Genomic DNA, 12,023 nt, shown 5'->3' on the forward strand with positions numbered 1-12,023 from the left:
CTTCCGACGGCGGCTTCCGGCGGGGCCGAGGCCTGGTCCGCAGCAGCGTTCACGCGCCCCAGGAGGCGCTCCACTTCGGGACGGCTGCTGCTGCGGATCGGGCCTCGGCCCCGCCTTTCGTGTGTCCGCCCGCGTCCTGCTCTCCGCGCGCGCCCAGGACGCCGTCAGCGCAGCAGGGCGCGGCGGTAGCCGCGCACCACCGGGCTCCAGGGCAGCCCGCTGCCCTGGCCCTGGCGCACCAGGCGGTCCACCTCCGCGGCGTGGCGGCGCGCCGCGAGCTCCAGCTCCGCGCGGTGGAGCTCGTCCACCCGCGGCGGGTCGTGCATCCACGCGCACACGAGCAGCAGCACCCGCGCGACGAAGTTGACCAGCACGAGGATCGTCACCAGGGTGGCGAACGAGGTCAGCAGCGGGTTGCGGTTGGCGGAGCCCACGACCACGCTCGCGCCCAGCCAGCGCAGCACGCCCGCCACGACCCCGGCCGCGAGGCAGCCGAGCACGAGGTCGCGCCGCCGAGCCGGCCGCACTCCCCCGACGACGACCACGACCCCGGCGACGATCAGCGCGTCCACCACGACGCCGACGACCGCGCCGCCGACGGCGATCGCGAGCCCCACCAGGACGCTGCCGCCCAGCACGTCCCGCACGAAGGCGCCGACCACGCGCGAGACCACCGACGCCGCCGCCGAGAGCACGATCCCCGCGCCCAGCACGAAGAACCCCGCGAGCTGCCACAGCCGCGCCAGCACCGCGTTGTCGTCGGTGGACGGCACGCCGAACATCGCGCGCACGGAGGCGCGCAGGGCGCCCATGACACCCGTGCCGGAGACGAGGAGCACGACGACCGAGACCACGCTCGGCACGGTGAGGGCGGTCGGGAGCACGAGCTCTTCGGGGCTCAGCACGTCGCGCTGCTCGTCGTACCCCACGAGGTTGGGGATCCACACGTCCAGCTGGGCGAGCACGGCGTCGCGCAGGTCGCCGCGCACGCCGAGCACGGAGCTGAAGATCGTCCAGCCGATCGTCAGCAGCGCGAACAGGGAGAACAGCGCGCTGTAGGCGATACCTCCGCTGAGCTGCCCGCCGCGGCGCGCGCCGTACCAGGCGACGGCGCGGCCGGGCCGTGTGTCCTGCCAGCGCTCGAGCAGCGCCTCGACCCGGGTCCGTGTCCGGGCGAAGGCCGAGGGCCGCCGCGGCGCGGCGCTGCCGCTCGACGTCGTCACGCGGTCGAGGCTAGGAAACCGGCGGCGTCCCCGCAGGTCGAGCGGCAGGTCGAGCCGCGGTCAGCCGCGCAGCGCAAACTCGCGCTGCTTGCGCCAGACGCCGTCGTCGCCGTGCTCGTACTGCCACAGCGCGGTGACGTCGAAGGCTGCCTCGAAGCCGGCCAGCTGGGCGAAGGCGCGGTCGAGCTCGGCGTCGGGCACCTCGTGCGCCACAGTGACGTGCGGGTGGTAGTTGAACCGCAGCTCCTGCGCCAGCACGCCGGAGCGCGCGGCCTGCTCCAGCTGCTCGCACTCGGCGATGCCCTGGACCACCGCGATGAACACCACGGGCGAGATGGGCCGGAAGGTGCCCGTGCCGCGCAGGTGCACGCGGAACGGCGGGATGTCCCCGGTCACCTTGTCGAGGTGCTCCCACACCGCCGGCAGCACCGCCTGGTCGACGACCGTGGGCCCGACGACGGTGATGTGCGGCGGGATGAGCCCGGCCTGGGGGTCGCCGAAGTCCCGGCGCGCGCCCTGCAGCTCGGCGCGCCACGGGTCCGGGACGTCGATCGAGATGCCGATGCGGGCCTGCGCCGGCCCGCGCTCGGGGAGGTTCACCGCGCGCCTCGCGGCAGCAGCCCGAACCGGTCGTACATCCGGTCGAGCACCGGCCGGGCCAGCGCCTGCGCCCGCTGCGCGCCGTCGGCCAGGATCTTGTCGAGCTGCGCCGGGTCGGACAGGTAGGTGTTCGCGCGCTCCTGGAACGGCACCAGGAACTCCACGACGGCGTCGGCCAGGTCCTTCTTGAGGTAGCCGTAGCCGCGGCCGTCGTACTCCGCGGCGATCGCGTCGACCTCACGCCCGGTGACGGCGGAGAAGATCGTGAGCAGGTTCGAGATGCCGGGCTTGGCCGCGGGGTCGAACCGCACGCCGTACGTCTCGTCGGCGTCAGTCACCGCGGACTTGATGGCCTTGGCCGCCTTCTTCGGGTCCTCGAGCAGCCAGACGACCCCCTTGCCGCCGTTGTTGGACTTGCTCATCTTCGCCGTCGGCTCGGAGAGGTCCTGGATCTTCGCGGTCGCCTTGACGATGTAGGCGTCCGGCACGACGGCGGTGCCCGCGCCGAAGCGCCCGTTGAGGCGCTCGGCCAGGTCGCGCGTGAGCTCGAGGTGCTGGCGCTGGTCCTCGCCCACGGGCACGAGCGTGGAGTCGTACAGCAGGATGTCCGCGGCCATGAGCACCGGGTAGGTGAAGAGCCCGACCGTGGTGCCCTCGGTGCCCTGCTTGGCCGACTTGTCCTTGAACTGGGTCATCCGGCTGGCCTCGCCGAACCCGGTCTGGCAGCTCAGCAGCCACGACAGCTCGGTGTGCTCCGGGACGTGCGACTGCACGAACAGGATCGACCGCTCGGGGTCGACGCCGCCCGCCAGGTACTGGGCAGCGGTGCGCCGGGTGCGCTCGCGCAGCGCGGCCGGCTCCGGGTTCACCGTCAGGGCGTGCAGGTCGACCACGCAGTACAGCGCGTCGTTGTCCTCCTGCAGCGCCACCCACTGCGTCAGGGCCCCCAGGTAGTTCCCCAGGTGCAGCGAGTCGCTGGTGGGCTGCATGCCGGACAGGATGCGGGGGCGGCGGGACGGGGTGGCGCCGGGCACGGCGGTGGCCCCGGTGGCTGCGGGCTGGGACATGTCACTCATTCTGGCAGGTTCCTCCCGGCCGTCCGAACCGGGAGCGCCGGACGGCGCCGGCGCGGCGTCCGGGGACGCCCGCGGCGCCGTGCCCGCGCGTCGCGTCGCCGCGGGCGTGTCGCGTCAGGTCGCCTCGTCGTCGTACGGCGCGGGCCCCGCGGCCGCGGCGCCCGACGCCGCACCGGCCCCGGTCGTCGCGGCGGCGCCCGTGCGAGCGCCCGTGGCACGGGTGGCGGCGCGCTGCCCCGGGCCGGGCAGGATGGGCCCGTCCTCGAGGAGGGCCTCGCGCACGATCCGGCGCGGGTCGTACTGGCGCGGGTCGAGCTTGGACCAGTCGACGTCGTCGAACTCGGGGCCGAGCTCGTCGCTCACGCGCGTGCGGGCGTCCTGGACGAACGCCTTGCCGCGCCGCACGAGGCGCGCGAGCTGCGCCGCGTACTGCGGCAGCCGCTCCGGGCCGATGAGCACCACCGCGAGCACGATGATGATCAGCAGCTCGCCGCCGTTGATGTCGAACACGTCCGTCAGCCTAGCCCTCCCGGATGCCCGGGTCGTCGCCGGGGTGCGACCGCCAGGTGTCCTGCCGGTGGCCGCCGGGTGACGCCGCCGCTCCGGCGCCCGGAGGGCGCGCACGCCCAGGCCGCGGACGGACCAGCACGGCTACCGGCTGGTCGCCTCGGAGAGCACGACGCGCACGTCGCGCTCCTGGTCGCCGGAGCGCACCCGCAGCGTCACGGCGTCGCCGGGCGCCTTGGCGCGGATGGCCACGATCAGCTCGTCGCTGCGGGAGACGGGCCTGCCGTCGATGGACAGGATCACGTCGCCGGGCCGCAAGCCCGCGGTGTCGGCCGGGCCGTCCGGCGTCACCGGCGCGGCCCCGTTCTGCGCCTCGGTGGCCACCTGCACGCCCTCGCCCTCGTACGCCCCGTCGAGCAGGACGCCGATCACCGGGTAGGTGGCCCGGCCGGTCGCGATGAGCTGCTCGGCGGTGTGCCGCGCCTGGTTGGCTGGGATGGCGAAGCCGAGGCCGATGCTCCCCGTGGCCTGCATCGCTCCCGGCGGCTGGGCGATGGCCGAGTTGATGCCGACCACGCGGCCGGCGGTGTCGACCAGCGGCCCGCCCGAGTTGCCCGGGTTGATGGCGGCGTCGGTCTGGATCGCGTCGATGAACGCCGCCTGGGCGGCGTCACCGGCCTGGACGGGCCGGTGCAGGGCGCTGACGATGCCCGTGGTGACCGTGGCGTCGAGCCCCAGCGGGGAGCCGACGGCGAGGACGGCGTCGCCGACCGCGACGTCGTCGGAGTCGCCGAGCGGCAGCGGCGTCAGACCGGACTCGTCCACCCGCAGCACGGCGAGGTCGTAGTCGGTGGTCGCGCCGACCACCTGCGCCGCCGCCTCGTGCCCGTCCGCGAAGGTGACGGTCACGGGGGCGCCGTCCCCGGCACCGGCCACGACGTGGTTGTTGGTGAGCAGGTAGCCGTCGGCCCGCAGCACGAAGCCCGAGCCGGTCGCGACGCCGTCCGCGCCGCGCGCCTCGATCGAGACGACGCTCGGCAGGACCGTGGCCGCCAGGTCCGCGACCGACCCGGCCGGCCGCGACGCCGCCTGCCCGGTGCTCCCGGCGGGCGTCGGCAGGGTGGCGTCGGCGGTGCGGCCGCCGTCGAGGGCGTCGGAGAGCCGGTCACCGGCGAAGCCCCCGACGAGGCCGACGACGAGGGCGAGCGCAGTGATCCCGACGACCGCGCGCCCCCGGCGGGCCTGCCGCGGGCGGTCGTGCGCCGGAGCCGTGTCGCCGGGGCCGTCGTCGCGGGCGGCCGCCGCGCCGGTGGCCGGCGCGGTGTCGGTGCCCGGGTCCGAGTCGGCGCCCGGGGCCGTGGCGGTGCTCGGATCCGTGTCGGCGCCCTCCGTGCCGTCGGCACGGGCGGCGCCGGCGTCGCCGGGGTCCCGGGGATCGCTGGCGTCGCGGGGGCCGCCGTCCAGCGCGTCGGCGTCGGTCGGCAGGGGCGACCAGGAGGCCCCGGACGCCCCGGGCTGCGCGGGCGGTCCGCTCGCGGCTGCGGGCGGGGGCGGCACCGGGCGCCGGGCGGGCTCCGGAGGGGCGAAGAGGCCGTCGGCCCGCTCGTCGTCGGTCATCGCTGCGGCAACGCTCCCGTCACGGTGGACCACCCACGGGCGACGCGGGCCAGGACGCCGGCATCGTAGCCGTCCGCCGGGAACGCGGACACGACCTGGTCCATGACGTCCTCGGGCACGTCCGCGGCGACGTCGACGACGACGTCGTCGGCCTGCCACGCCACGTGCCAGGGCTCCGTGGACAGCACGACGACCTCCCGCCCACCGAGGCTTCGGCGCTCGCCGGCGCTCGCGTCCAGGCGGCCCACCTGCTCGCGCACGACCACCTGGCCCACGCTGCCGGTCAGGTCGAGCTCGACCACCTCGGCCTGCGCCCCGACCAGCCGCAGCGCGCTCACGTCGAGCCCCTCCGGCAGACGGTCCGGACGCACCCAGCCCTTGTCCCCCATCCAGGCCAGCGCGGCGCTGTCGCGCGAGTCGGCGGCGGCGTAGGTCGCCGCGGGCGCGACGGTGCTCAGGACGTCCTGCCCGGCCGCGGTCTCGTCCGGCTCGGCCCGCGCCAGCAGCGTGAGCACCTGCTCGGGCGAGGGGTCCGGCGCGACGACCGGGACGTCGCCGACGGCGAACAGGGCCGCCGCCGCCACGCCGGCGCCGCCCACGCCCAGCGCGGCGAGCCGCCGCACGCGCCGGCGGCGGGCCGCGGCGAGCAGGTCGTTCGTCAGCGGCGCCGTCCACGGCGCCGGCTCCCACGGGCCGGGCTGCGGGCGCTCGCGCAGCGGGTCGCCGTCGCTGGACGGCACCGTGGCCGACAGCGCGAGCAGGCGTGCGGCCAGGTCCGGCGCGACGGGGACGTCGGCAGCCGCCGCGAGGGCGCGCCGCGCCTCGCGCGCCGCCTCGAGCTCGGCGGCGCACCGGCGGCACAGGGCCACGTGCGCGAGGGCGCGCTCCGTCTGGTCGGGCGGCAGCTGTCCGTCGGCGAGGGCGCTGACCCAGGACCCGAGGTGCCCGTTCACCGCGCCACCCCCGCGGGTCGCGCGCTCACGCCTCCACCCGCCGGTGCTCGAGCTCCTTGCGGAGCTGGGCGCGGGCGCGGTGGATCCGCGAGCGCACGGTGCCCAGCTTGATGCCGAGCGTCACCGCGATCTCCTCGTAGCTGAGCCCCTCGATGTCGCACAGCACGACGGCGGCGCGGTACTCGGGGCGCAGCGCGTCGAGCGCCCGCTGCACGTCGTGGTCGAGGTTGGCGTGCTCGTACCCGCGCTCGGGGCGGCCGAGCTCCGCGTCGTCCGCCACCCGGGCCGCGTCGTCGCCCATCGACTCCATGCGCACGCGCTTGCCGCGGCGCACCGAGTCGAGGAAGAGGTTCGTGGTGATGCGGTGCAGCCAGCCCTCGAACGTGCCGGGCGTGTAGCCGGACAGCGAGCGGAACACGCGCAGGAACGTCTCCTGCACGAGGTCCTCGGCGTCGTGCCGGTTGCCCGTGAGGCGGTACGCGAGGCGGTAGACGCGCGCCGAGTGCTCGCGGACGATCTGGTCCCAGGTGGGCGGCGTCCAGGGTTCCGCCGCGGCGGCGCCGCCCGCGGGCTCGACGGATCCGCCGGGTGCGCCCGCGCGCCCGTCGCCGTCGTGGGCGCCGGGGTCCGTGAACCCGACGGGAGCGACGCGAGTGACCTGATCCACCGTGCTCATCAGGGTCCATCGTGCCACGGGGCGCTAGCATCGCAGCGGGTCGGCGCGGTGCCGGCCCCGGGTCGGCCCGAGGCCGACGCCAACCCTTCACCAACCGTCCCCGACCGGGGGACGTGCACGCCCCTCCGGAGGTCGCCATCAGCCCCGACGCCGACTCGAGCCTCGCCCGCGCGCGGACCGCGGGCTGGGCCTACGCCGAGGGCTTCGTGCCCGAGGACGAGGTGCTGCTGCGGGCGCGCGAGCGCGCCGCCGAGCTGGGCTGCCACGCCGTGCTCCCGGGCGCCGGCGCGCTGCTGCGCGTGCTGGCCGCCTCCCTGGCCGCCCGCGCGGTGGTCGAGGTCGGCACCGGCACGGGCGTCGCCGCCCTGTGGCTGCTGCGCGGCATGCCGGCCGACGGGGTGCTCACCACGATCGACGCCGAGCAGGAGCACCTGCGCGCGGCGAAGCGGGCGTTCGCCGAGGAGGGCCTGGCGCCGTCGCGCACGCGCGCCATCCCCGGCCGACCGCAGGACGTGCTGCCGCGGCTCACGGACCGCGCCTACGACATGGTGCTCGTCGGCGCCGACCCGCACGCCTACCCGGACTACGTCACCGAGGCGCTGCGCCTGCTGCGCCCCGGCGGCGTGCTCGCCGTCGACGGCGCCCTGCACGGCGGCCGCGTGGCCGACCCGGCGCGCCGGGACGAGGTGACCACGCTGGTGCGCGAGCTCGGCCGGTCCCTGCGCGCGGACGACCGCGTGGTGCCCGCGCTGGTGCCGGCGGGCGACGGCCTGCTGCTCGGCGTCCGCCGCTGAGCCGCGGCCACCCCGCGCGCTCCCCCCGCCCGCGCACCACGCCTGCGAGGAAGGCCCCGGACAGACGACGAGCGGGGGACAGGCGATCCTGTCCCCCGCTCGGGCTCGTGCGTGGCGTGTCAGGCGACGACGGCCTGGAGCGCCTCGCCGAGCTCGCTCGCCTCGGTGGCGTTGAGCTCCACGACCAGACGGCCACCGCCCTCCAGCGGGACCCGCATGACGATACCGCGCCCCTCCTTGGTGACCTCCAGCGGCCCGTCACCCGTCCGCGGCTTCATCGCAGCCATCTGTGGCACTCCATTCCGTTGTCCGGTCTCGTCGGCCAGTCCCCCGACCGCGCGCCCCGCCGATGCTGGTCCTGCAGCGCTGTTCCCTGCAGCGCGCGCACCGGGACGCACAGGCCATTCTAGTTCACACCACCCCTACGTCCGGAAGTCGAGACGTGCGCGGTGCGTGCGCGAGACGGTGCGACGACCGGCCAGGTGGGGCGCGCGGGGCTAGGCGAGGCCCCGCAGGGCGGCCCGCGGCGGCGCCTCGTCGCGCACCGCGGCGACCATGTCGAGCACGCGCCGGGTGGCGCGCACGTCGTGCGCGCGGAAGACCCGCGCCCCCAGCCAGGTTGCGAGCGCCGTGGCGGCGAGCGTGCCCTCGAGCCGCTCGGCGGGAGGCAGCCCGAGCGTCTCGCCCACGAAGTCCTTGCGGCTGAGCGCCATGAGCAGCGGGTGGCCGAGGCCGGCGAGCTCCTGGGTGCGCCGCAGCAGGTGCAGCGAGTGCCAGGTGTTCTTGCCGAAGTCGTGCGTGGGGTCGACCAGCACGCTGGCCGGCGGCACGCCGCAGGCGACCGCGCGCGCCGCGGCGCGCCGCAGCGTCGCGACGGCGTCGTCGAGCACGCCGTCGCGCGGGTCCCGCGCGGTGTCCGCCCCGGCGGCGGGGTACTCCACGCGGTACGGGTCCGTGCGCGGCGCGGCGCCGCCGGTGTGGGAGCAGACGACGCCGACGCCCGCGGCCCCGGCGACCTCGACCAGGCGGGGGTCGTGGCCCGCCCACGTGTCGTTGATCAGGTCGGCGCCCGCGGCGATCGCCTCGCGCGCGACGCCGGCACGCCACGTGTCGACCGACAACACCAGGTCCGGCAGCGCCTCGCGCATGCGCGCGACGAACGGGACCACCCGGCGGATCTCCTCCGCCTCGTCGACCTCCGGCCCGACGCCGGCGCGCACGCCGCCGACGTCGAGGATCTCGGCGCCCTCCTCCCAGGCACGGTGTGCTGCCTCCAGCGCCGCCGCGTCGTCGGCCAGCCGGGCCGGGGCGTAGAACGAGTCGGTGGTGCGGTTGACGATCGCCATGACGACGGCGCGCACGGAGCCGTCCGCGCCGCGCCCCAGCTCCCGGCCGCGCAGGACGAGCGGGGCGCCCGCGGCGGGGACCCCCGGGGCCACGGCCGCGGGCGCGTCGGCGGCGGTCACGGCTCGGACGGGGCCGCCGCGGCGGCCTGCGCCCGCTCGAGCTCCTCGGTGGCCTCCTGCTCCTCGGCCAGCAGGGCGGCGTTGCGCTCGTGCACGTAGGCCACGGCCTCTGCAGGGTCGTCGGTGAGGTGCAGCAGGTCGGGGTCCGCCTCGCTGACCATGCCGCGGTCCACGACCGTCGAGCGGATCCAGTCCAGGAGGCCGCCCCAGTAGTCGCGCCCGACGAGGGCGAGCGGGAAGCCGGTGACCTTGTGCGTCTGCACCAGGGTGAGCGCCTCGAACAGCTCGTCGAACGTGCCGAAGCCGCCGGGCATGACCACGAAGCCCTGCGCGTACTTGACGAACATCGTCTTGCGGGCGAAGAAGTACCGGAAGTTGATGCCGAGGTTGACGTACTCGTTCATGCCCTGCTCGAACGGCAGCTCGATGCCCAGGCCGACGGACAGCCCGCCGGCCTCCACCGCGCCGCGGTTGGCCGCCTCCATGATCCCCGGCCCGCCGCCCGTGATCACCGCGTAGCCAGCCTCGGCCAGGAGCCGCCCGACCTTCACCGCGCGGGCGTAGTCGTCGTGGTCGCGCGGGGTGCGGGCCGAGCCGAACACCGAGACCGCGGGGCCGACCTCGGCGAGGGCCCCGAAGCCCTCGACGAACTCGGACTGGATGCGCATGACCCGCCAGGGGTCGGTGTGCACCCAGTCGGCGCCCTCGGAGCGGGTCAGCAGCCGCTGGTCGGTGGTCTGCTGGGGGATCTGGCGGCCGCGCAGCAGCACCGGCCCCTTGCGGTAGCCGGCGCCCCGCTGGGCCACGCCCTCGTCGCTGGAGTTGCTCATGCGCCGAGCCTAGGGCCCGTCGGTTCAGGCCGCCGGGCCGGCGAGCGGGCCGAGGAGCCACGCGCGCAGCGCGTCGCGGCACAGCGCGAGCTGTCCCACGGGCACGCGCTCGTCGTCCTTGTGCGCCAGCAGGGGGTCGCCGGGCCCGAAGTTCACCGCCGGGATGCCCAGCTCGGCGAACCGCGCCACGTCGGTCCAGCCGTACTTGGGCTTCGGCTCCCCGCCGGTGACGGCGAGCACGGCCTCGGCGAACTCGCGGGCGAGCGGGTCGTCCAGGCCGGGGCGGGCGCCGCCGGCGGCGTCGGTGATCTCGACGGCGAACCCCTCGAGCACCTCGCGCACGTGCGCCTCGGCCTGCGCCACCGACCGCGACGGGGCGAACCGGTAGTTGACCGTCACGGTGCAGCGGTCGGGGATGACGTTGGCGGCCACCCCGCCCTCGACGAGCACGGCGTTGAGGCTCTCGCGGTAGACCAGCCCGTCGACCTCGACCTCGCGCGGGGTGTAGTCGGCGAGCCGCTGCAGCACGGGCGCGGCCGCGTGGATCGCGTTGACGCCCGTCCAGGCGCGCGCCGAGTGCGCCGCGACGCCGCGCGTGGTCACGCGGGCGCGCAGCGTCCCGTTGCAGCCGCCCTCGATCCCCGCCGCGGACGGCTCGCCGAGGATGGCGAAGTCGCCGCGCAGGAGCTCGGGCGCGTTGCGGGCGAGGCGGCCCAGGCCGTTGCGCTCGGCCTCCACCTCCTCGTGGTCGTAGAAGACCCAGGTCAGGTCGCTCGCCGGCTCGCGCCCGGGCGCCCCGAGCTCGACGGCGAGCGCCAGCATGACCGCGACGCCGCCCTTCATGTCCACCGTGCCGCGGCCCCACAGCTCGGCCTCCGGCCCCGCGCCGACCAGGCGCGTGGGCAGGTTCGGCGGGTCGGCGAGCGGCACGGTGTCGATGTGGCCGGCGAGCACCACGCGCCGCCCGCGGCCGAGGTCGGTGCGCGCGACGACGCAGTCGCCGTCGCGGTGGACGGCCAGGTGCGGCTGCGCCCGCAGCACTGCCTCGATCGCGTCCGCCAGCGCGGTCTCGCCGCCGCTGACGGACTCGACGTCGCACAGCGCCGCGAGCAGCCCGACCAGGTCCGACGCCGGGTCGGACGCCAGGGCGAGCAGGCCGCCGACGGCGTCGGGCCCGCCGGCGCCGCCCGGGACGGGGCCGGGCGCGGGAACAGGGGCGGGGGCGGGCGTGGACGTCACGCTCCCGACCCTATCCGCCGTCGATAGGCTGGTCCGCATGAGCGACACCCGCACCGCCTGGGGCTTCGGCCTGGCCACCGTGACCGACGACGGCACCACCCTCGACACGTGGTACCCGGCGCCCGCCCTCGGCGAGCCGGGCGACGACGCGCAGGCGCCCGCGGAGCTCGCGGCGCTGGCCGGCCGCGACGCCGTGCGGGACGTGGACGTGCGCCTGGTGCGCACCGTCGTGGACCTCGACGCCGCGCCGGCCGACGCCGCGGACGCCTACCTGCGGCTGCACCTGCTCTCCCACCGCCTGGTGGCGCCCAACACCGTCAACCTCGAGGGCATCTTCGGCGTGCTGGCCAACGTGGTGTGGACCGACCACGGCCCGTGCGCCGTCGAGGGCTTCGAGGCCACGCGCCTGCGGCTGCGCGCCGCCATGGGCCGTCCGGTCACCGTCTACGGCGTGGACAAGTTCCCGCGGATGGTCGACTACGTGCTGCCCGCCGGCGTCCGTGTCGCCGACGCCGACCGCGTGCGCCTGGGCGCCCACCTCGCGCCGGGCACCACCGTGATGCACGAGGGCTTCGTCAACTACAACGCCGGCACCCTGGGCGCCTCGATGGTCGAGGGCCGCATCTCGCAGGGCGTGGTGGTGGGCGACGGCTCCGACGTCGGCGGCGGCGCCTCGATCATGGGCACGCTCTCGGGCGGCGGCACCGTGATCGTCTCGATCGGCCGCCGGTCCCTGCTGGGCGCCAACTCGGGCCTCGGCATCCCGCTGGGCGACGACTGCGTCGTCGAGGCGGGCCTGTACCTCACCGCCGGCACCAAGGTGACCGTGCTCGGCTCGGCGACCGACGGCGGCGCCCCGCAGGTGGTCAAGGCCCGCGAGCTCGCCGGCCGCGACGGGCTGCTGTTCCGCCGCAACTCCACGACCGGCGCGGTCGAGGTGCTCTCGCGCACCGGCGTCGGCGTGGAGCTCAACGCCGCCCTGCACGCCCACTGAGCCCCGCAGCACCGAGCCCCGAGCACCGAGCACGACCGAGGACGCGGT

General features: G+C 76.4%; 13 protein-coding genes. 2 read left to right on the forward strand and 11 right to left on the reverse strand.

Features of this window, described 5'->3' with window-relative positions:
• Nucleotides 1–164 precede the first annotated feature (164 nt).
• The 7 genes from GSF02_RS06505 to sigE form a co-directional block, all read right to left on the reverse strand.
• The gene (locus GSF02_RS06505) at nucleotides 165–1,223 is read right to left on the reverse strand and encodes a YihY/virulence factor BrkB family protein (RefSeq protein WP_159793972.1); all 1,059 of its coding nucleotides are present in this window, start codon (nucleotides 1,221–1,223) and stop codon (nucleotides 165–167) included.
• A gap of 60 nt (nucleotides 1,224–1,283) precedes the next feature.
• Nucleotides 1,284–1,823 carry a 2'-5' RNA ligase family protein gene (locus GSF02_RS06510; RefSeq protein WP_159793974.1) on the reverse strand — a complete coding sequence of 180 codons (540 nt, stop codon included), beginning with the start codon at nucleotides 1,821–1,823 and terminating at the stop codon, nucleotides 1,284–1,286.
• Entirely contained in the window at nucleotides 1,820–2,890 is a 1,071-nt protein-coding gene (gene trpS, locus GSF02_RS06515) for a tryptophan--tRNA ligase (protein WP_159793976.1), read from the reverse strand. Before trpS ends, GSF02_RS06510 begins: the two co-directional genes overlap by 4 nt.
• 123 nt (nucleotides 2,891–3,013) lie before the next feature.
• On the reverse strand, nucleotides 3,014–3,409 hold the full coding sequence (locus tag GSF02_RS06520) for a Sec-independent protein translocase family protein (protein ID WP_159793978.1): 396 nt from the start codon (nucleotides 3,407–3,409) through the stop codon (nucleotides 3,014–3,016).
• Nucleotides 3,410–3,550: 141 nt separating this feature from the next.
• Nucleotides 3,551–5,023, reverse strand: a complete 1,473-nt coding sequence (locus GSF02_RS06525) for a S1C family serine protease (RefSeq protein WP_159793979.1) — start codon at nucleotides 5,021–5,023, stop codon at nucleotides 3,551–3,553.
• Entirely contained in the window at nucleotides 5,020–5,976 is a 957-nt protein-coding gene (locus GSF02_RS06530; RefSeq protein ID WP_159793981.1) for a zf-HC2 domain-containing protein, read from the reverse strand. The genes GSF02_RS06525 and GSF02_RS06530 overlap by 4 nt, the downstream gene beginning before the upstream one ends.
• 25 nt (nucleotides 5,977–6,001) lie before the next feature.
• Nucleotides 6,002–6,652 (reverse strand): RNA polymerase sigma factor SigE, encoded by a 651-nt coding sequence (gene sigE / locus GSF02_RS06535; RefSeq protein WP_159793983.1) that lies wholly within the window; start codon nucleotides 6,650–6,652, stop codon nucleotides 6,002–6,004.
• A gap of 113 nt (nucleotides 6,653–6,765) precedes the next feature.
• Here sigE and GSF02_RS06540 point away from each other — a divergent pair, with 113 nt between their 5' ends.
• Complete coding sequence (locus GSF02_RS06540) at nucleotides 6,766–7,446, forward strand: O-methyltransferase (RefSeq protein WP_408003867.1); 681 nt, start codon at nucleotides 6,766–6,768, stop codon at nucleotides 7,444–7,446.
• A 119-nt stretch (nucleotides 7,447–7,565) separates the two neighbouring features.
• Here GSF02_RS06540 and GSF02_RS06545 read toward each other — a convergent pair whose 3' ends face one another.
• From GSF02_RS06545 to dapE, 4 genes are all read right to left on the reverse strand, one after another.
• Nucleotides 7,566–7,733 (reverse strand): DUF3117 domain-containing protein, encoded by a 168-nt coding sequence (locus GSF02_RS06545; protein WP_069984704.1) that lies wholly within the window; start codon nucleotides 7,731–7,733, stop codon nucleotides 7,566–7,568.
• Nucleotides 7,734–7,943: 210 nt separating this feature from the next.
• Nucleotides 7,944–8,912, reverse strand: a complete 969-nt coding sequence (folP, locus tag GSF02_RS06550; RefSeq protein WP_235915409.1) for a dihydropteroate synthase — start codon at nucleotides 8,910–8,912, stop codon at nucleotides 7,944–7,946.
• A complete protein-coding gene (locus GSF02_RS06555) occupies nucleotides 8,909–9,742 on the reverse strand; it encodes an LOG family protein (protein ID WP_159793985.1) in 834 nt (277 codons plus the stop codon). Before GSF02_RS06555 ends, folP begins: the two co-directional genes overlap by 4 nt.
• Nucleotides 9,743–9,766: 24 nt before the next feature.
• On the reverse strand, nucleotides 9,767–10,981 hold the full coding sequence (dapE, locus tag GSF02_RS06560; protein ID WP_408003868.1) for a succinyl-diaminopimelate desuccinylase: 1,215 nt from the start codon (nucleotides 10,979–10,981) through the stop codon (nucleotides 9,767–9,769).
• Nucleotides 10,982–11,018: 37 nt separating this feature from the next.
• Here dapE and dapD point away from each other — a divergent pair, with 37 nt between their 5' ends.
• Complete coding sequence (dapD, locus tag GSF02_RS06565) at nucleotides 11,019–11,975, forward strand: 2,3,4,5-tetrahydropyridine-2,6-dicarboxylate N-succinyltransferase (protein WP_159793989.1); 957 nt, start codon at nucleotides 11,019–11,021, stop codon at nucleotides 11,973–11,975.
• Nucleotides 11,976–12,023 lie beyond the last annotated feature (48 nt).

It is taken from the genome of Puerhibacterium puerhi (assembly GCF_009846865.1).
GTDB lineage: Bacteria > Actinomycetota > Actinomycetes > Actinomycetales > Cellulomonadaceae > Puerhibacterium > Puerhibacterium puerhi.

Coding starts and splice junctions, on each gene's coding strand:
- trpS (WP_159793976.1), bottom strand. CDS start 2,890: ATGTCCCAGCCCGCAGCCACCGGGGCCACCGCCGTGCCCGGCGCCACC.
- GSF02_RS06525 (WP_159793979.1), bottom strand. CDS start 5,023: ATGACCGACGACGAGCGGGCCGACGGCCTCTTCGCCCCTCCGGAGCCC.
- sigE (WP_159793983.1), bottom strand. CDS start 6,652: ATGAGCACGGTGGATCAGGTCACTCGCGTCGCTCCCGTCGGGTTCACG.
- GSF02_RS06545 (WP_069984704.1), bottom strand. CDS start 7,733: ATGGCTGCGATGAAGCCGCGGACGGGTGACGGGCCGCTGGAGGTCACC.
- GSF02_RS06555 (WP_159793985.1), bottom strand. CDS start 9,742: ATGAGCAACTCCAGCGACGAGGGCGTGGCCCAGCGGGGCGCCGGCTAC.
- dapD (WP_159793989.1), top strand. CDS start 11,019: ATGAGCGACACCCGCACCGCCTGGGGCTTCGGCCTGGCCACCGTGACC.